This window comes from Brevibacterium sediminis, from assembly GCF_024895295.1.
GTDB classification, from domain to species: Bacteria; Actinomycetota; Actinomycetes; order Actinomycetales; family Brevibacteriaceae; genus Brevibacterium; species Brevibacterium sediminis.
Window position 1 is genome coordinate 40,007 of record NZ_JAHQRN010000006.1, and the last position, 18,779, is coordinate 58,785.

Below are 18,779 nucleotides of genomic sequence, written 5' to 3' on the forward strand. Positions count from 1 at the left end.
ATTCTCTTTCTCTTGCGGTGGTGCCCACGCGAGTTCGTGGGCTCTGCTTCGTCCGCTTGGTCGGCGGACGGAAACTTCGGTGGGCGGGTGGACTTGATTGCGCAGGCTCAGCGCACGGCTCGGCGCAGCCACATGGACAGGGCCTCGACTGCGAGGACGACGGCGACCATGAGGATGAGCACCATCGTCACGACATCGAACTGGTTGACCCGCGAGGCGTTGAGCAGCAGGAATCCGATGCCTCCGGCGCCGACGACGCCGAGCAGCGTGGCCGAGCGGATGTTCGTGTCGAGCAGGTACATGATGTGGGCGACGAATGCCGGTGCCGCCTGCCGCAGAGTGGCGGAGAAGAACACCTGCGCCTCGCCGGCTCCGGTGGCCCGCATCGCCTCCTGGACCTGGAGGTCCGTCTCCTCGATGGAGTCGGCGATGAGCTTCGAGAGCAGGCCGATCGCACCGATGGACAGCGCCAGGGTTCCGGCCACCTCGCCGAGTCCGGAGATGACGACGAAGATGATCGCGAGGATGAGCTCGGGGATGCCGCGGACGATGACGATGAGGACGCGGAACGTCTTGTACACCGCCCGGTTCGCCACGACATTGCGGGCAGCGAGGACGCCGATGGGCACCGCGAGGATCGCCCCGATGAACGTCGCCGCCAGCGAGATCTGGATGGTGACGAGCAGTTGCTCGACGAGGTTGGTAAGCGTCCCGCCGGTCGACGGCGGGAAGAACAGGCTGACGGTCTGCGGCAGGTCGAGCAGACCCGCGGCCAGGGCCGACCATGACACGTCCACCCGCCACAGGGCGGCGATGGTGAGGACGATGAGCACCGCCGCCGAGGCGAAACGACGGAACCGTGCCACGCTCCATGGTGGGGTGAGGTTGAGATCGCCGACCCCGGTTCCCCGACCCCGGTTGAATATCCGGTCGACCCAGGTGCCGCCGGTGATCTTCGCCCCTGTCGAGGCCATGAGCGCGGCCCGGATGGATCCGGAGACGAGTTCGATGACGATGCACAGGACGAGCACGATGACCGCCAGGGCCATCCCGCGCTGGTAGTCCAAGGTGCGCAGGGAGTCCGCGATGGCCAGGCCGATTCCGCCGACGCCGACATAGCCGAGCAGCACCGAGGTGCGCAGGTTGATGTCGAAGCGGTGCAGAGCCGTGGCGATGAGCTGCGGCATGAGCGTCTGCGGGATCGCGGTGAGGATCTGCTGGGAGCGGCTGCCGCCGAGGGCCTCGATCGATTCGCGGGGTCCGTCGTCGAGCTCTTCGATGGCATCGGCGTAGAGCTTGCCGATCATCCCCACCGAATGGATGCCCATGGCGATGATGCCTGCCGTGGCGCCGAGGCCGAACATCCGCAGGAACACGATGGCGAGCACGAGGTCGGGAATCGCTCTGGCGAGGACGATGAGGGTGCGCGCCGTCCACTGCGAACCGCGCCCCATCCGGGTGGGGCGAGCGGCGAAGAGGGCGACGGGGATCGAAAGCACGACGGAGAGCAGAGTCGCCAGGAACACGATCGCCAAGGTCTCGACGACAAGCGAGACGGTCTCACCGAACGCCGGGAAGTCGAGCGGGACGATGCGGGAGAAGAACCCCACGGCATTGTCGAACGACGAGGCGATCGTGGCGATGTCGATCCCGAGCGACCACACCGACCAGGCACCGGCAACGGCGAGGCCGATGAGCACGATGACGGCGACGGCGGAGTTCCCCGACGGGCGGGGACGCCGCGGTTCGACGACGGCGGGAGACTCTCGGTCGAGCACGAGACTCATCGGGTGGCTCCCACCCGGGCGCCCGCCTCGGTGCCGGACGTCGCGGTCTGCGATCCGGCAGTGGTCGCACCGGCTCGCTCGCTCGCCTCGGCGGCGGTGTCCATTCCGGACACGCTCGAGTAGATCTGGGAGGCCTCCTCGGCGCTGAGCCCGGCGGTCTTGCGGTCGAGGACGACGCGACCGGTGCGCAGACCGATGATCCGGTCGGCGAAATCGATGGCCAGCTGCACCTGGTGCAGGGAGGCGATGACGGTGAGGTCATCCTCGGCGGAGATCTGCCGCAGCAGGTCGATGACGTCGCGGGCCGATACCGGGTCGAGGGAGGCGACGGGCTCATCGGCGAGCAGCACCTTCGGGTGCTGCATGAGTGCGCGGGCGATCGCGACCCGCTGCTGCTGACCGCCGGAGAGCGTGTCGGCGCGTTGGTAGGCGCGGTCGGCCAGACCGACCCGGTCGAGCTTCTCGAGGGCTTCGCGGCGGATGGCCTTCGGGTACATCATCAGGGTGATGCGCGGTCCGCGCAGCGATCCGAGCGCCCCGGCGCAGACGTTCTCGAGCACGGACATCGGGCCGACGAGGTTGAAGGACTGGAAGATGACGCCGATGTCGCGGCGCACGGCCTTCAGCTCCGAGCGGCGCAGCCGGTCCATGTCCTCACCGAGGACGCGCACCTTCCCCGAGGTGGGGCTGTGCAGTCCGTTGATATGGCGCAGGAGGGTGGATTTGCCGGAGCCGGAGAGGCCGAGGAGGACGCTGATTCCGCCGGTGCGAAAACCCAGGTTGACGTCGTCGAGGCCGAGGACTCCGCTGCCGAAGTCCTTCGTCACATGGTCGAGTTGGACGGAATAGATGGAGTCGATCTCCTTCTGCAGTTCCGGTGTGGTCGGGCGGGGAACGGTGTGTGAGTGTGGCATGGTCATCCTTCTCAGCCGATGTTCTTGCAGGCGTCGGCCTGGGTGGCGTCGCAGATGTCGCGGATCGAATCGAAGTCCGAATCGGAGACTTCCTTGTAGCCGTAGGTGATCTCTTCGGGCAGGACGCAGTCGTCCTCGGAGTCGCAGATTCCGGATTCGACCATCGCCGGGACGTTGGCCTTCTCGCGCAGGATGTTGGTGATCTTTGCGGCCGTATCGGCGTCGAGGGAGTCGTTGTTCACCGCGATCGGGTCCTCGGTGATCGGGTCTGATTCCCAGATGGGTTCGAGGCTGCCCTTGTCGACCTGACCGGACTTCTCGAGGGTGGTGAGCATGGCGTCGTGGGCGAAGGCGACATCGCAGTCACCGGAGTTCAGCGACAGCAGCGAGGCGTCGTGGCCGCCGGACATCACCGGTTCGAGGTCTTTGTCGATGTCGATGCCTTCGTCCTGGAGTCCCTTCATCGGCACGAGGTAGCCGGAGGTGGAGGCGGCATCGACGAAGCAGACCTTCTTGCCCTTGAGGTCCTTCATGTCTTTGACGTCGGAGCCCTTCTTCACATACGCCAGCGAGGTGTAGGCGGGATCCTTGGCTTTGTCGTTCGTCGGTGCCGCGGCCGGTTCGATGTTGATGCCCGAGTCCTTGGCGATGACGTAGGCGAAGGGGCCGAACGAGGCGGCGTCGATCTGGCCGGCGCGCATGCCTTCGACGACGGCGGCGTAGTCCGAGGCGTTCTGGAATTCGACCTTCTTGCCGGTCTCTTCTTCGAGCAGCTTCGTGACGTTCTCGAACGAGGATTCGAGCGTCGAGGAGGATTCGGCGGGGACGGCGGCGAAGGTGATCGTGTCGTCGCCGTTTCCTCCGGAGCTGCCGCAGGCGGCGAGCAGAGGCAGGGCGAGGAGACCGGCGGTGAAGGTCCGGACCGCAGTGGAGCGGAGGAGGGAGGTCATGGTCATGGCGTGGTGGCCTTTCGGAGAGCAGTGCGGCTGAGGCGCTGAGGTGATCGTTCGCATTCATCGTGCCGAGATCACCGTCGAATGTCTATACAAGTCGAGGCAGTTCACCGACTGGACATGACAACTTCACGGTCGGTTCGGAGTTACCCCGACGTATCGTGGCGGCGGTCACTGAAATGGTCGGGTGGGTGCGGCCGGGCGTCGCATCTCTGAGGGCAGCGAATCGGCCCCGAGGTGGTCGCGCGGATGGGCGCGACCACCTCGGGGCCGGTTGGGTTTGTCGGTGTCAGGGCGGGGAAGGGGAGTGGCCTCAGATGTCGGCGGTGCCGCCGGAGAGGATGAGGTCGGCGATGCCGAACGACAGGGTCATGCCGATCCCCGAGGCGACGACGGCGACGGTCGTGCGTTCGTCCGGGCGCTCGAGGACGAGGTTCGTCGTCGGGCTGTCGGCGTACATTCCTAGCCACCGCTGCAGCACCCGCGGGCTCTCGATCCCGAGCATCGAGGTGGCCCGATCGAGCAGCAGTGCGCCGATCTTCTCGTCGATGAAGGGTTCCGGGCTGAGGTCGTAGGCGTGTGAATCGCCGATGAGCAGGCCCTGCGGGATGTCGGTGACCATGAGGTTCGCGATGCAGCCGCGAAGCTCCGGTTCCCGTTCGTCGAGGTCGTGGCGCAGCGCCTCGGCGCCGGGCATTGCTGCGAACCCGTCGTAGCGGGCCAGGGAGGTGCCGGTGAGCATCGCGAAGCCGGTCGGAATGTGCTGCGGGGCCTCGATGAGCGACATGACGAGCGAGCAGATGCGGATCTCGTGGGATTCGGCGATCTCGGGGAAGAGGCTGGTCAGCTGATAGCCGGGGCAGACGACGACCTGCTCGGCGTGGAAGTTCCCGCGTGTCGTCGACACCGTGCCGTCGGCGACCGCAGTGACGTGCGTGTTCCAGGTGAATTCCACGCCCTGGCCGGCCAGCCACGCGGCGATTCTCGGGGCGGCCTGTCGCGGGTCGACGCGCATGTCCTGCGGCAGATGTGCGCCGCCGATGGCCGGGAGGTCGGGGTTGCCGACCGCCTCGACGATCGCCTCCGGGTCGAGCAGTCGAACTTGGTCGGGGCCGCGATGGGCGGCGAACTGCTCGAGGACGGTCAGCTCGGCCTCGGTCATGGCCGGGATGAAGGTTCCGGTCTCGGCGGCCCAGAGTCCCGTGGCGGATGCGGCGTCGAGCCAGCCCTCGCGGGCCTTCGAGGCGATCGGCTGCGCGGCATCGGACTGGCCGGTGAAGCAGGCGTGGCCGAAGTTCTGGATGGACGAGCCCACGGGTCGGTCGGAACGGTCGATGATGTGAACGCTGCGGCCTTGTCGGTGAGCGAGGAATGCGGTGGCCAGGCCGAGGATGCCCGAGCCGGTGATGATGAGATCTGTTGTCGGCATTCCCTCATATTCGTGCGGTTGTCGGATAAGATGAAGATATGTATGTACAAGTTTGATGTCTGTTCACCTGAATGTGACATTCTGACTTCGTTGAGCCATGCCGAGTTCACCGAGACAGCGCTTCCTCGACTCTGAGGCGCTGTCCTCTGAGCCGGATCAGCACCGTCGAAGGAGAAGTGAGGCCATGACCACCGGCCCGAGGCACCGTACCCGTCAGCAGCATGACGAGATCGCGCACTACCTGCGCACGGCGATCCGTGAAGGCTCGTTCCAACCCGGCGATGAACTGCCCTCCGAGGCGGAGCTGACGCGGAAGTTCGCGAGCTCCCGTGGACCGGTGCGGCAGGCGATGTCCGCTCTGCGCGGGGAGGGGCTGATCTCCTCGGGGCGGGGGAGGCGCACAGTCGTGCTCGACAACGTCCTCACACAGTCCTTCGACGACGTCATCTCCTTCTCTCAGTGGTGCCACGCCTCGGACATCGTGCCTGGTCAGGTCACGCAGCGTGTGGCGCGGGAACCGGCGGAGAAATCACTGGCCGCGAGCCTGCGGATCGAAGAGGGCGATCCGATCGTCTCGGTGTTCCGGCTGCGGCTCATGGACGAAGCTCCGGCCATGGTCGAGAGGCTGAACTATCCGTTCGAGTTCGGACGTCACGTGTTGGCCTTCGACACGGATTCCGGGTCGATCTATCAGGAGCTCATCGACCAGGGCGTCGACATCAACCGGGCGTCACGCACGATCGATGCGGTCGGAGCGAACGATGACGATGCCAGGCTCCTCGAAGTCCCCGTGGGCACCCCGCTGCTGCGGGTGCGCCGGAGGGCGTTCACGACCGCCGGTGATGTCATCGAGTCCTCCGATGACCGGTACCTGCCGTGGAAGGCGAGCTTCACGATGAACTCCACCCGCGGAAACCCGAGCTCCATGTCCTTGATCTCCGGCGACTAACTCCCTAATTACTACCCGAGGGCGGCCCAGCAACCTGGCGCCAGGTATCTGGGCCGCCGTCGGGTAGCAATAAGGGTGAGTCGGGTCTCCAACTGTCCGGCGCTAGGAATATGCGGCGAGGCGTTTCGTTGAACTCTGTGTAGACAGTCGCGCATCCCGACGGCGAAAAGTTGCCCGGGAGTAAAGTGACAGACACCGACTCGAGAGGACAGAGCATGACCACAGAGACAGTGACGCAGCAGGGCACCTCGACCGAAACCACCCCATCCTCCACCCCCACCGGAGCCGACCACACCGAACACGTCGACCTCCTCGTCATCGGCTGGGGCAAGGGCGGCAAGACTCTGGCAGGGACCATGGCCCGCGCCGGCAAGAAGGTCGCCGTCGTCGAACAGTCGGAGATGATGATCGGCGGCTCGTGCATCAACATCGCCTGCATCCCCACGAAGATCCTCGTCCACGACGCCGAGAACAAACGCGCCGATGACGACACCGACGAATACTTCGCCAAGGCCGTCAAACGTCGAGACACACTGACCGGGGCGATGCGGAAGAAGAACCACTCGATGCTCGCCGACCTCGACTCGGTGCTGCTGGTCAACGGTCGCGCCGAGTTCACCGGCGAACGCGAAGTCCGAGTCACCGGCGGCGCCGACACCATGACGATCACCGCCGACACCGTCATCGTCAACACCGGATCCGTCGCGAACATCCCACCCATCGACGGTGCCCAGCTCGGCGGCCGCATCCACGACTCCGAATCGCTGCAGCACGTCGACCCGTTCCCGAAACGCCTCGTCATCGTCGGCGGCGGGTACATCGGACTCGAGTTCGGATCGATGTTCGCCCACTTCGGCTCGCAGGTCACCGTCCTCGACCGCGGACCCCGCCCGCTAGCGAACGAAGACGACGACGTCGCCGAGGTGGTCGCCCAAGCCCTCGCCGACGACGGAGTCACCATCGTCAACGACGCCTCCGTCACTGCAGTCGACGACGGCGCCGACGCCGCGACCGTGACCTATGAGGTCGACGGAGAAACGAAGACCATCGACGCCGAGGCGGTCCTCCTGGCCGTCGGACGCAAACCCGCGACCGCGGACCTCGGCCTCGAGAAGGCCGGCATCGACACCGACGACCGCGGGTTCATCGTCACCGATGAGCGCCTGCGCAGCTCCGCCGAGGGCGTGTACGCGTTCGGCGACGTCAACGGCGGACCGATGTTCACCTACATCTCCCTCGATGACAACCGGATCCTCGCAGACCAACTCCTCGGCGAGGGCAAACGGTCGACGAAGGACCGCGGATCCGTGCCGTACACGATGTTCCTCACCCCGCCCGTCGCCCGCGTCGGCCTGACCGAGAAGGCCGCTCGCGACGAAGGCTATGAGATCAAGGTCGGAGCGAAGCTGCAGGCCGATATCGCCGCGGCACCACGGGCGAAGATCGAAGGCGACCCGCGCGGAATCGTCAAGTTCGTCGTCGACGCGACAACGGACCACATCCTCGGCGCGGCCCTCGTTCATGTGCACTCACAGGAGGTCATCAACACCGTGGCGCTCGCCATGCGCCACGACGTCACCGCGACCGAGCTGCGCGACACGATCTACACCCACCCCTCGGCCACCGAGGCGCTCAACGAGGTGCTCGGCGCACTCAAGTGAGAGCCGCGATAGGCTCGCCATCATGAGCCGTCGCATCGTCATCACCACCGATTACCTCGAACCCGACGACAGCGTCGACCGGCTGCTGAGGGAGCGCGGACTCGAACCCGTGTATTCCCCGGCGGCCGGTCGACGCACCGAGGATGAACAGCGCAACCTCCTCAAAGGTGCGATCGGTGCCATCGTTGCGAGCGAACCGATCACCCGTGACACGCTCGCCGAGGCGGCCGACCTCCGGATCCTCGCCCGCAGCGGAGTCGGATACGACTCCGTCGACACCACCGCGGCCCAAGAGTTCGGCATTCGCGTGGCCAACACCCCCGGCGTCAACCACCACGCCGTCGCCGAACTCGCGCTCGCTCTCATGCTCAACTGCGCCAAACACTTGAGCGACGTCATCGCCGGCACCAACGCCGGTCAGTGGCCGCGCACCGCAGGCACGGAACTGCGCGGCAAGACGCTCGGCGTCATCGGCTACGGCCCCAGCGGCAAGGCAATCGCCGCAATCGGTGCAGCTCTGGGCATGAAAGTCATCGTCGGCACCTCCCACCCTGATACCAACGCGGACCCGAGCATCGAATTCGCCGACGTTGACACCGTCGTCGCAGCCGCCGACTACCTCACCCTCCACGCTCGGGCGACGGGCACCCCGATCATCGGGGCCGACCGATTCGCTGCGATGAAGGACACCGCGTTCCTCGTCAACACCGCTCGCGGATCGCTCATCGACGAGGCAGCCCTCATCGACGCCCTCGACAATGGCCAGATCGCCGGTGCCGCCCTTGACGTGCTCGAGACCGAACCGATGACGAAGGACAACCCGCTGCGGAAATTCGACAACGTCTGGGTCACCTCGCACCTGGCCGGTCAGACGGTCGAAGCCCGTGAACGCGCCGGGTTGGCCGCCGCTCAAGCCGTCATCGATGTAATCGACGGAAAGGAACCCGTCGGACTCATCGTCTGAAGAGTCCTATCCTCACCTGCCGGGGCGTACCGTTGACTCATGGCGCATCCGCAGATGTTCGATGACGACGATCCGATGCTCGAGCGGGTCCGCGCGATCGCGCTCGGCCTGCCCGAATCGGCCGAGAAGATTTCGCACGGCAGACCGGCCTTCTTCACGAAGAAGATCTTCGCTCACTACGGCGGCACTGAGAAGCTGGCATCGGGGGAGATGGTGCAGCACCCGCAGGCGCTGCTCGTCCTGCTCGACCCCATGGACGCCGAGGTGGTGCTCGAGCGACCGGACTCCTTCGTTCCCATGTACCTCGGCCCCTCCGGCTGGGTCGGACTCGGACTCGACGATCTCGACGACGAGGAGCTGCGCGAACTGACCATTGATTCCTATCGGAACACCGCCTCGACGAGGTTGATCAAGGCCCTTGACGCTCAGGAATGAGCGCTCAATGTTCCCGCTCGGCGATCAGTCTCGAGCGGTCCGCAGACGCTGCTGGTCAGCTTCGACTCTTGTGCGCCGCATCCTCACAATAATGAGCAGGACCAGTCCTGCGACGGCGATGACCACTCCCGCCAGGAACCCGTAGAAGGGGCACCCGTACTGCGTCACCGAGAACTCCTGACCGGTGACGGTGTCGCCCGAGCAGGTCAGGCTCGGCGGCAGATAGTCGGCCGTGACCGAAAACCCCAGCACATCATTGCCGCCGACGGTAAAGGGGCAGATCCCAAAGCCGTCCGATTTCGAGTACCACTGAAAATACTGGCCGAGCATCATCACCGGCAGCATGAAGACCCCGATCCCGATGAGCCGCAGGGGCCACCGATCTCGACGCGGTTCGGCCAGCGGCGACCGGTACAGCCCGAGCAACCGGGTCACCATGAACGCGATCAGCACCCCGAGAAGCACCGCAACGCTGAGAGCGGCGAGTGCCATCGAGACCATAAACAGCGCCGAGGTGGCCCCGGAGTGCTCAATGATCGCGTGCCCGCCGTCGTAGGTCGGGGCCTGGCAGACGAATCCGGACGGTGCGCGATCCTCGATTTCGATCGCATCGGGGTCGACGCTGAGGGTATCGACCAGATCGGAACAGGCATCGCCGGCACCCTGTGCACGGGCGACTGCTGTTGATATCCACGACGTCACCCACTGGGCGGCGTGGAGCAGCGCGGCGACCACCAATCCGGCGCTCGGCAACAGAAAGGCCACCCGCCACCGCGAAAGCCTGCGAATACGGCGAAGGAATCCCCGCTCCGCAGCTCGCGCGTTCGTCTCCATGCGACCACGCTAGCCCAAGCCGCATTGTGAAAACCCCGCGGCAGTGCCTCCTCGGGACACCTCACAGGAAGAGTTCACTCACGACACCCTGCTCAAACTCAAGGCGAATGCTCTGGCCAGCACGGCCTCGGCGGTCATAGGGTGAATACATGACGACCCCAGCGAACACTCCCGCACAGAACTCACCGATCCCCACCCTCGACCTCAACGACGGACGCGCGATCCCGCAGCTCGGGCTCGGCATCTACGCGATGAAAGGCGACGAGGGGGTCGACGCCATCGTGGGTGCCGTCGACAATGTCGGCTACCGCCTGCTCGACACCGCGGTGAATTACGAGAACGAACACGAGGTCGGCCGGGCCATCGCCGACTGTTCCGTCGCCCGCGAGGATCTGTTCGTCACGAGCAAGATCCCCGGCCGCCACCACGGCTTCGACGAAGCCATCGCCAGCACCGAGGAATCCCTGGCCCGCCTCGGCCTCGACTACCTCGACCTCCACCTGATCCACTGGCCCAACCCCAGCGTCGGCAAGTACGTCGAGACTTGGGAGGGCCTCATCGAACTGCGCAGACGCGGGCTGGTGAAGTCCATCGGCGTCTCGAACTTCACCGAGGAGATGCTCACCGAGCTCGTCGAGAAGACCGGCGTCACCCCGGCCGTCAACCAGGTCGAGCTGCACCCGTATTTCCCGCAGACCGAGCTCGTCGCCTTCCACCGCTCCATCGGCGTGCAGACCGAGAGCTGGTCGCCGCTCTACCGTGACCAGGGACTGTTCGATGAAGCACCCATCGCCGAGGCGGCCGCCGCCCATGGCGTGACTCCGGCTCAGGTGGTCCTGCGCTGGCATATCGAGATCGGCAGCATCCCGATCCCGAAATCGGCGAACTTCGAACGTCAGCGGTCCAATGCCGACGTCTTCGAGTTCGAACTCACCCCCGCCGAGGTGGCGGCGATCTCCGGACTCGAGCGCGGTCGCATGAAGGATCGGGATCCGCTCACTCACGAGGAGATGTGAGGCGGCGCAGCGGCGGGTGAAGCCGATCGCGAGGACACGTGGAATTTCGACGGACCACGCGGGCTGACTTTCCGCTGCTCGCGCGGTGGCTCGGGTCGTCTCACGTCGCCCGATTCTGGAACCACGAGACCACCCCGGAGGCGATCGAACGAGACTTCGGCGGCAGCATCGATGGCACCGAACCGTCATTCGACTTCATCGTCGAGGACGCCGGGGTGCCGGTCGGGTTCATCCAACGCAGTGCGATCTGGGATTATGCGGACGAGCAGCGGGAACTCATCGAGTTGGCTGACGCCTCTCGGGATGCGCTGACGATCGACTATTTCATCGGCGAAGTCGATGCGATGGGCAAGGGGCTCGGCACACGGATGATCCGGGAGTTCACCGAACTCTGCTTCGCTGACTGCCCGACTGCCTCGGCGATCATCGTGCCCGTGATCGCGGGGAATCCTGCGTCGTGGAGGGCTCTCGAGGCTGCCGGATATGAACGGATCGCCGAGGGGCACATCCCGCCCGACAACCCGATCGATGACGGGTGGCACGTCATCTATCGCCGGGATCGCAGCTCATAAGGCACGGAGTCTGAGTCACGGGCTCAGACAAGATCAATCCACTGGTGGTGCTGTTGATCTGCGCGGAATGAGGACGGGCAGTGCCTTATGCACGGGTGCCATTCCTTGCTCGTCAAAGAGAAGCCCGACCCCAGTCTCAGCGATCTGATCAAACGGGACTCTCACTGTTGTCAGCGGAACCGGAAGCTTTTCAGCCAGAGGTATGTCGTTGTAGCCGACGATGGACAGGTCATGTCCGAGTGTCTTGCCAGCATGTGCAGCAACTGTGGAAATTCCGATGGCGAGGTTGTCGTTCGCAGCGAAAATCGCTGTCGGGGGAGTATCTGATTCGAGAAGTCTCTTGCCGCTGTCTATTCCAGCGTCTACGCCATACCCAGCGAAAATGACATTGTCGTCCCTGATCTCTACCCGGGCTTCCGCCGCAGCGGCACGAGCTCCAGCAACTCGGTCATTCGCACTCGAGGTGAAGTCCGGACCGGTGACAATGGCGATGCTTCTGTGTCCAAGGTCGAGAAGATGGCGGACCGCGAAGTACCCGCCTTGGAAATCATCGCCTAACGAGCTCGGGCTCACCCCATCAGTGCGCAGGACGAGTGAGTGTCGCACCTTCTGGGACCTCAACATCGCTGGAAGAGAGTCATCGATCCGTGCGTTAGCGAGGATGAGCCCGTCGACATTGCGGTCGAGCAATCGTTCGACGGCGAGCCGTTCGTCATCAGGGTCATCGCCGCTGGTAGCGACGACTGCATAGTGGCCCCGCTTGCGGGAGGCCCTTTCGATAGCTTCGAACATCAGTGCCATCACCGCATCGGTCAGTCTCGGAACCACGACACCGAGCATCGCGGTCTCCCCGCGGCGCAGGCTCGAAGCGAAGACATTACGACGGTAGCCGATCTGCTGCGCGATCTCGCGGATCCGAGCCGCCGACGCCGACTTCGACGTCGGCATTCTCTCGTCCAGTGCTCGGCTCACGGTCGATACGCTCACCCCGGCGCGTTCCGCCACGTCGCGCAGGGTCACGACCGAAGAGTCTCGTGCGCTCATGTGGGCTCCGATCCAAGGTATCCGAATCGCCTGATCCGATGCCGTGACCAAAGCGATTCAAAATGAATGCTTGACATTCTTTTCGCCATCACAGCATACTTGAAATCGTTCCTGCAAACGTTCCCGCGAACGTTTGCAACATCAATCAAGGAGGATGAAATGTCACTGGATCTGCGCGGACTGAGCCCTGCCCCCGTCACACCTTTCACTGAGGATGGTGAGATCGATTTTGCGGCGATCAAACGCCTCGGCGGATGGCTCGGATCCATCGAAGGAGTCAAAAGCCTCGTTGTGCTCGGGCATGCCGGTGAGGGAACGTTCCTCACTCAGAAGGAGCAGTCCGACGTCATCACAGCCTTCCGGGACTCTGTGAATGGAGAGATTCCGATCATTGCGGGCATCACTCAAGAGGGGAATGCTGTTGCGGCCGAAGAGGCGAAGCGCGCAGTAGATGCCGGTGCCAGTGCCGGGCTCATCTACCCCTCGCATGGATGGCTGCGCTTCGGATACCAGCAGGGCGCGCCCCAGACCCGCTACCGTGCGATCTATGAGGAAAGCGGTCTGCCGATGATCCTCTTCCAATACCCCGACAATACAAAGGCCACATACGACCTGGATACCCAGCTCGATATCGCCGGTCAGGAGGGGGTCTTCGCGACGAAGAATGGAGTGCGCAACATGCGCCGCTGGTACACCGAGATTCCCGCGCTGCGTGCCGCCTATCCTGGTCTCCAGGTTCTCTCGTGCCATGACGAGTACCTGCTGCCGACGATGTTCGATGTTGACGGTCTGCTCGTTGGGTACGGCAATATCGCCCCCGAGCTGCTCGTCGAACTCATCGATGCGGGTAAGGCGCATGACTACGATCGAGCCCATGCCATCCACGAGAAGCTGCTGCCGGTGACGAAGAACGTCTACCATCGTGGCTCCCATATGGAGGGGACTGTGGCCCTCAAGTGGGGTCTCGTGGCTAGAGGCATTCTCGACCGCGCGACAGTCCGCGAGCCGCTGTTGCCGCTCCAGAGCGGAGCCGACAAGGAGATTGCCGCAGCGTTTGCTTCAGCCGGACTCGGGCGGGTCGCTGTTTCTGCCTGACGCTCTCTCGAGCGGAGGTCACGTTTCCAGCGCTCCGAGTGGATAGGGCTTGATTGACAAAAGCCGATCCTCAAGCTGCTGGGCGTGACCTCCGGGCCCAGTGGTTCCTGACCGGGAAAACCGCATCCCATTCAGCGATGTGATGAGTGCGCCATCGCACTGACCTGACAATTGAGACAATGAAGTCCGGCTCCAAAGGAGGAGCGAACAATGACTGAGCAAACCATCCAGAAGGGCACTGTCCAGCCCATGGCCACTGAATCCCCTGCCGCAGCCGGGCATCCGCGCCGATTCTGGCGGACCCTTGCGCTCATCGGACCGGCTTTCGTTGCTGGCGCCTGGCAGTTCGGGCCTGGCAATCTGGCCTCGGCCGTCCAAGCAGGAAGTGCGTATCAATACACCCTGATCTGGGTGATCATCGTGTCAACGATACTCATGATCTTCTTGACCGACATGAGCGTGCGGCTCGGGATCCAGTCTCCTGTATCCCTCATATCTTCGATCAAGAAGAGGCTGGGTGCCGCAGCGGGGATGGTCGCGGGGATCGGCGTTTTCCTCATCACCCTCTGCTTTTCCGTCGGCAACGCCGTCGGCGCTGGACTCGGATTGTCCCTGTTGGTGCCAGGTACGGCGCCGGTGATGTGGTCGCTTATCTGCACCTTGTTCGTGGCGTCCATCCTGTTCATCAAAAGCACCTACGCCGTGGTCGAGAAGATACTTGTCGTGATGATCGCTGTCATGGCCATCTGCTTCGTGGTCAGCGCGTTCGTTTCGGGTGCAGACTGGGCACAAGCCGCCTCGTCTCTCGTTCCGTCCGTGCCCAGTGGAGCATGGATCCTGGTGATTGCTCTGGTCGGCACGAACTTCTCGATCAATGCTGCTTTCTACGCTTCGTATGCGACGAAAGAGAGAAAGCGGACTGCTGAGGAGTACAGGACCGTCACGCTGGTCGACACGATTCCCGGAATTGTAGCTCCGGGCATCATGACCATCCTCGTTATCGTCGTTGCCGCCGCTGTACTCGGCCAGACTGGAAGTCCGCTCGATTCCTTCGCTGGGCTGGCCAAAGTGTTCGAGCCTTTGGCGGGACCGGTCGGTGGATTCATCTTCGCTCTCGGCTTCTGCGGTTCCGCTCTCTCGTCAATGATTCCGAACGCGATCGCAGGCGGAACGATGCTCTCGGACGCCTTCGGTCGGGGAGCGTCGGCGGGCACGGTGACTGCTCGAGTGACCAGCGGATGTGTTCTTGCGTTCGGGGTGATGGTCACTCTGCTGTTTCAGGGGTCTCCGGTCCAACTCATTATCCTGGCTCAGGCTCTGACGGTTTTGGTGGCTCCGATACTCGCGATCCTGATCGTCTTCATGGCCAATGACAAGGGGTTGATGGGGTGCCTGCGTAACAAGTGGTGGCAGAACGTGTTCGGCATCATCGGTGTCGTCTCGGTATGTGCACTATCGATTCGCCTGCTCATCAATTTCTTCGTCTGAGAATTCTGATGGGGCGGCTCCTTCGTGGGGTCGCCCCATTGTGGCGCCGTCATTGCCGGTTCAGGGCGCCGGTGCCGTCATTTCAGTTCTGGCACCTCGACGAGGTGGCCCCGGATTCCTGCGAGGTAGCTCGCGCCCAGCGGGGTGAGCGAGAGCATCTTGCGTTTCGCGCCGGTCCGCGGCGCATCGACCGCCGTGCTCTGCAGGAACCCGGAATCCTGCAGGCGTTTGATGGTGCGATAGAGGCCGCGTTCTGTGATCTGCCATCCCGTGGCTGCGATGACCGCCTCGGCGATGATGGAGATCTCGGCCGGCTGATGCGTCGCGACAAGGGAGAGCGTGATCGGGGTGAGCATCGACTTTTTGTAAGTCTCGACCCAGGACTCGACGCGGTGGTCGAGCCACTCCCGCTCTTCCGGGGTGACTGCGGCCGGGCTGCCATTCGCCGCAGTCGTGATGTCGATTGCCTCGTTCGTGGTGTCGCGAGACTGTGCCGCCACCTCAATCCTCCCAGCCGCGGCCGAGGACTGAGCCGAGGAGGTGGACCAGCAGTCCGAGACCCCACAGGGCGCTCATCACGAGCGTGGCCCCGAACCAAGAGCTCTCGAGAAGGGTGTGGGTCGCGTCTCCGGCGCCGTCGACTTCGAAGCCGAGGAACATCACCCGGAGGATCGCGTGCAGATTGAAGGAGGTGGTGACGGTGACGAAGGCAATGGCATGGGCGATGACCACGCCGAAGCGGACACGTTTGAGCGCGGTCAGGTTCCGCCACAGCCACACCGCGATTCCGATGGCGACGAGTGCTGTGAGTCCACCGGCGAGGATCGTGACCTCGCCGCCGGTGGCAGCGACGACGATCTGCACGATGGTCATGGCGATGATGAGACCGAGCGTGTATGGGAGCAGAAGGGTTCGGGCGTTGGCGGGCGATGACGTCTGCGGAGCTGTAGTCATGTTGGTACTGTACCTACGGTTCACTGCCTGGCACAAGGGTCGATCCCGCACGATCATTCGGGTGGGTTCCACCTGTGTGACAATGGCACTGTGAGGATGAGAGTCAGGCACCGGCGCGCTCTGCGCGGCACTCTCGCCGCAGCGTTCGCGACCTTTGTCGCGCTGACGTCGCACATCCTCGGCGGTGGATCGTTTCCGACTGCGATGGGCGTCATCGTGCCGCTGGCGCTGTCGACCCTCGTCTGCGTTCTCTTGGCCGGGCGCCAAATGTCGCTGCCTCGGCTGACGGTCTCCGTCGGAATCAGCCAGACCCTCTTTCACCTCCTCTTCTCCCTCTTCACTCCGCACGGTTCCGCATCGTCGAACACGATGGCGCGCTCCGACAACGGACTTGCCGCGCTCCTCGGCTCGCACTCTCACCACTCGCCGGCGCATGGAGCCCATCACGCGTCGATGCACTCGACGCCCGGCGGCGCGATGCAAATGGCCCATGACTCCACGGTCATGCCTGCCATGGACGGTTCAGTGGGCGCAGTAGCCCAGATGCATTCGCACTCGTCACCGGGGATGCTGCTGGCCCACTGCGTTGCCGGGATCGTGACGATCGCGATGATCTATTGGGCCGAGCGACTTCCGGTCATGCTCGGCGAGTTCGCCCGCCTCATCATCCGAGCGGTCATCCCGCGCCTCGTCCTCCTGCGGGCGCAGATCGAGAAGCCGCGGTCACTGATCGGCTTCAAACCCGAACTGCCGCGCAGCCTCGGAGTGTGCCGATCCCCGGTGCTGCGGCGAGGGCCACCCCAGCCTGCTTTCTGACACTCATCACATCCGCGCATCGGCTCTCGTGAGCCGGTGCGATCACTGCTGACCCCATCCGGTCGTCGGCCGCGACTGCGTGTCGTGCGCAACCACTGCCGACCGCAACTGCCCGTCGACCGCTTCTGCTCGTCGAGGGCATCGGGCCGACCCGATCCGGCTCAGCGCATCTGAGAGAAAGCATCATCATGACCACACCTTCATCAACCGTGCCCGAAAGTTCGGGTCCGGAACCGACCAGCCACCGTAACCACCCCGACCACCCCGACCGTCCTATTCCGTGGCTCGGTCCGCTTCTGCGCCGTCTCCACTTCTACGCGGGCATCCTCGTCGGCCCGTTCATCCTCATCGCCGCGCTCACCGGGGCGGCCTATGCGATCAGCCCGACGCTCGAGAAGCTGGTCTATGCCGACCAGCTCAGCGTCCCCGCCACCGACGATCCGCTGTCACTGGCGGACCAGATCGACGCCGCGAACACTGTCATCGCAGGCAGCGATTCGACGCTGTCCGCCGTGCGGCCGGCCCCCGAGCCGGGCGATACCACGCGAGTGATGTATTCCGATCCCAGCCTCGGCGAGAGCGAATCCCGGGCGATCTTCGTCGATCCCGCCACCGCTGAGGTGGTCGGAGACCTCACCGTCTACGGAACCTCGGGTGCCCTGCCGCTGCGGACGTGGATCGATCAGATGCACCGGAGCCTCCACCTCGGCGACGTCGGACGGATCTACAGCGAACTCGCCGCCTCATGGCTGGGAATCGTCGCCGCCGCGGGTCTCGTCCTCTGGATCCTCCGCGCTCGCAAAACGAAGAAGCCCGCCGCGATGCTGCGACCGAACCGGAAGCACAAGGGGCTGAGACGCACGTTCTCCTGGCACGCTTCGGTCGGTGTCTGGGCGGCGATCGGCATGCTCTTCCTCTCGGCTACCGGGATCACGTGGTCGCAGTTCGGCGGGGAGAACGTCACGAAGCTGCGCGCCGCGCTGAGCTGGGAAACTCCGGCGGTGTCGACGGAACTCGGCAGCGCGGCCGCCGCGCATGCTGACGGCGGGTCCGGGCACGCTGGTCACGAAGGCCACGCCGGGCACGAGGGCCACTCGGGAACCGGCGCCTCGGCAGGGTCCGATTTCGATCCGGCCGATTTCGACATGATGCTGTCGATGGCGCGCGGAGTCGGCATCGACTCCGAGTCCGTCGAGATCCTGCCGCCCGAGGAAGACGGATCCGCATGGGTGGTGCAGGAGATTCAGCGCAGCTGGCCCACTCAGGTCGACACGGTCGCCTTCGACCCCGAGACGATGAAAGCCGTCGACCGGGTCGACTTCTCCGATTACGGTGTGGCGGCCAAGCTCGCCCGCTGGGGTGTCGACCTGCACATGGGCACACTGTTCGGCTTGGCCAACCAGATCGTGCTCGTTGCACTCGCTATCGCCATCGCGTCGATGGTGATCTGGGGATATGTCATGTGGTGGCAGCGTCGGCCGAAGCGCGGTCCGGCGAGACGGTTCGGGCGCGCACCCGCGCGCGGTGTGCTCAATGGGGCTCCGTGGTGGGGTGTGGCTGCGGTCGGTGCTGCCGCAATCGTGATCGGTGTGTTCCTGCCGCTTGTTGGTATCAGCCTCGTCGGGTTCGTCGTTATCGACGTTCTGCTCGGGCTGAGGGAGTGGCGTCGCCAGCGGCAGTCCATGAGGATCTAACGCTCACAGCACCGGCCGATAAGCGGAGGTACCGCAGCAGGTACATGCCGTCATCACATTAAGTGCAATCCGCCATCACTTCTAGGGCAGGTCATCAGGACGCGAACCGATGACCTGTCCTAGAAGTGATGCGACCGGATGCATTGGCCGGCAAGGACGAAGTCGAGCGGCCTT

General features: G+C 64.3%; 18 protein-coding genes. 10 read left to right on the top strand and 8 right to left on the bottom strand.

The annotated features are described in order from the left end of the window. Positions 1 to 107: 107 nt before the first annotated feature. The 4 genes from phnE to KTJ89_RS14425 all read right to left on the bottom strand — a co-directional run bounded on the left by phnE (position 108) and on the right by KTJ89_RS14425 (position 5,083). On the bottom strand, positions 108 to 1,787 hold the full coding sequence (gene phnE / locus KTJ89_RS14410) for a phosphonate ABC transporter, permease protein PhnE (protein ID WP_259358197.1): 1,680 nt from the start codon (positions 1,785 to 1,787) through the stop codon (positions 108 to 110). After that, positions 1,784 to 2,701 (bottom strand): phosphonate ABC transporter ATP-binding protein, encoded by a 918-nt coding sequence (gene phnC, locus KTJ89_RS14415; RefSeq protein WP_259358198.1) that lies wholly within the window; start codon positions 2,699 to 2,701, stop codon positions 1,784 to 1,786. The genes phnE and phnC overlap by 4 nt, the downstream gene beginning before the upstream one ends. 11 nt (positions 2,702 to 2,712) lie before the next feature. Continuing rightward, positions 2,713 to 3,657 carry a phosphate/phosphite/phosphonate ABC transporter substrate-binding protein gene (locus KTJ89_RS14420; protein WP_259358199.1) on the bottom strand — a complete coding sequence of 315 codons (945 nt, stop codon included), beginning with the start codon at positions 3,655 to 3,657 and terminating at the stop codon, positions 2,713 to 2,715. Between the two features lie 310 nt (positions 3,658 to 3,967). Beyond that, entirely contained in the window at positions 3,968 to 5,083 is a 1,116-nt protein-coding gene (locus tag KTJ89_RS14425) for a TIGR03364 family FAD-dependent oxidoreductase (RefSeq protein ID WP_259358200.1), read from the bottom strand. Between the two features lie 184 nt (positions 5,084 to 5,267). On the opposite strand from KTJ89_RS14425, the gene KTJ89_RS14430 reads away from it, so the two are divergent. The 4 genes from KTJ89_RS14430 to KTJ89_RS14445 all read left to right on the top strand — a co-directional run bounded on the left by KTJ89_RS14430 (position 5,268) and on the right by KTJ89_RS14445 (position 9,092). Beyond that, positions 5,268 to 6,032, top strand: coding sequence for a GntR family transcriptional regulator (locus KTJ89_RS14430; protein ID WP_062860559.1), 765 nt, complete (start codon positions 5,268 to 5,270; stop codon positions 6,030 to 6,032). Positions 6,033 to 6,247: 215 nt separating this feature from the next. Next, positions 6,248 to 7,693 (top strand): dihydrolipoyl dehydrogenase family protein, encoded by a 1,446-nt coding sequence (locus KTJ89_RS14435; protein WP_259358201.1) that lies wholly within the window; start codon positions 6,248 to 6,250, stop codon positions 7,691 to 7,693. Between the two features lie 22 nt (positions 7,694 to 7,715). Then, on the top strand, positions 7,716 to 8,657 hold the full coding sequence (locus tag KTJ89_RS14440; RefSeq protein WP_259358202.1) for a phosphoglycerate dehydrogenase: 942 nt from the start codon (positions 7,716 to 7,718) through the stop codon (positions 8,655 to 8,657). Positions 8,658 to 8,696: 39 nt separating this feature from the next. Then, the gene (locus KTJ89_RS14445; RefSeq protein ID WP_259358203.1) at positions 8,697 to 9,092 is read left to right on the top strand and encodes an MmcQ/YjbR family DNA-binding protein; all 396 of its coding nucleotides are present in this window, start codon (positions 8,697 to 8,699) and stop codon (positions 9,090 to 9,092) included. Between the two features lie 24 nt (positions 9,093 to 9,116). Here KTJ89_RS14445 and KTJ89_RS14450 read toward each other — a convergent pair whose 3' ends face one another. After that, entirely contained in the window at positions 9,117 to 9,926 is an 810-nt protein-coding gene (locus KTJ89_RS14450; protein WP_259358204.1) for a hypothetical protein, read from the bottom strand. Positions 9,927 to 10,075: 149 nt separating this feature from the next. Between KTJ89_RS14450 and KTJ89_RS14455 the strand changes: the two genes are divergently transcribed. Next, positions 10,076 to 10,942 carry an aldo/keto reductase gene (locus tag KTJ89_RS14455; RefSeq protein ID WP_259358205.1) on the top strand — a complete coding sequence of 289 codons (867 nt, stop codon included), beginning with the start codon at positions 10,076 to 10,078 and terminating at the stop codon, positions 10,940 to 10,942. A gap of 38 nt (positions 10,943 to 10,980) precedes the next feature. Next, positions 10,981 to 11,514, top strand: a complete 534-nt coding sequence (locus KTJ89_RS14460) for a GNAT family N-acetyltransferase (RefSeq protein ID WP_259358206.1) — start codon at positions 10,981 to 10,983, stop codon at positions 11,512 to 11,514. A gap of 33 nt (positions 11,515 to 11,547) precedes the next feature. Here the strand turns inward: KTJ89_RS14460 and KTJ89_RS14465 are convergent, their stop codons facing one another. Then, entirely contained in the window at positions 11,548 to 12,558 is a 1,011-nt protein-coding gene (locus tag KTJ89_RS14465) for a LacI family DNA-binding transcriptional regulator (protein ID WP_259358207.1), read from the bottom strand. Positions 12,559 to 12,717: 159 nt separating this feature from the next. Between KTJ89_RS14465 and KTJ89_RS14470 the strand changes: the two genes are divergently transcribed. Together KTJ89_RS14470 and KTJ89_RS14475 are read left to right on the top strand one after the other, a co-directional pair. Beyond that, a complete protein-coding gene (locus tag KTJ89_RS14470) occupies positions 12,718 to 13,653 on the top strand; it encodes a dihydrodipicolinate synthase family protein (RefSeq protein ID WP_259358208.1) in 936 nt (311 codons plus the stop codon). Between the two features lie 210 nt (positions 13,654 to 13,863). Then, the gene (locus KTJ89_RS14475; protein ID WP_259358209.1) at positions 13,864 to 15,141 is read left to right on the top strand and encodes an Nramp family divalent metal transporter; all 1,278 of its coding nucleotides are present in this window, start codon (positions 13,864 to 13,866) and stop codon (positions 15,139 to 15,141) included. Between the two features lie 77 nt (positions 15,142 to 15,218). Here the strand turns inward: KTJ89_RS14475 and KTJ89_RS14480 are convergent, their stop codons facing one another. Together KTJ89_RS14480 and KTJ89_RS14485 are read right to left on the bottom strand one after the other, a co-directional pair. Further along, positions 15,219 to 15,641 carry a PadR family transcriptional regulator gene (locus KTJ89_RS14480; protein ID WP_259358210.1) on the bottom strand — a complete coding sequence of 141 codons (423 nt, stop codon included), beginning with the start codon at positions 15,639 to 15,641 and terminating at the stop codon, positions 15,219 to 15,221. A 1-nt stretch (position 15,642) separates the two neighbouring features. Continuing rightward, positions 15,643 to 16,095: a hypothetical protein gene (locus tag KTJ89_RS14485; protein WP_181271421.1), complete on the bottom strand. Its 453-nt coding sequence runs from the start codon at positions 16,093 to 16,095 to the stop codon at positions 15,643 to 15,645. Positions 16,096 to 16,191: 96 nt separating this feature from the next. Here KTJ89_RS14485 and KTJ89_RS14490 point away from each other — a divergent pair, with 96 nt between their 5' ends. Both KTJ89_RS14490 and KTJ89_RS14495 read left to right on the top strand, forming a co-directional pair. Beyond that, positions 16,192 to 16,911, top strand: a complete 720-nt coding sequence (locus KTJ89_RS14490) for a hypothetical protein (RefSeq protein ID WP_259358211.1) — start codon at positions 16,192 to 16,194, stop codon at positions 16,909 to 16,911. Between the two features lie 188 nt (positions 16,912 to 17,099). Beyond that, entirely contained in the window at positions 17,100 to 18,605 is a 1,506-nt protein-coding gene (locus KTJ89_RS14495; protein WP_259358212.1) for a PepSY-associated TM helix domain-containing protein, read from the top strand. Positions 18,606 to 18,779 lie beyond the last annotated feature (174 nt).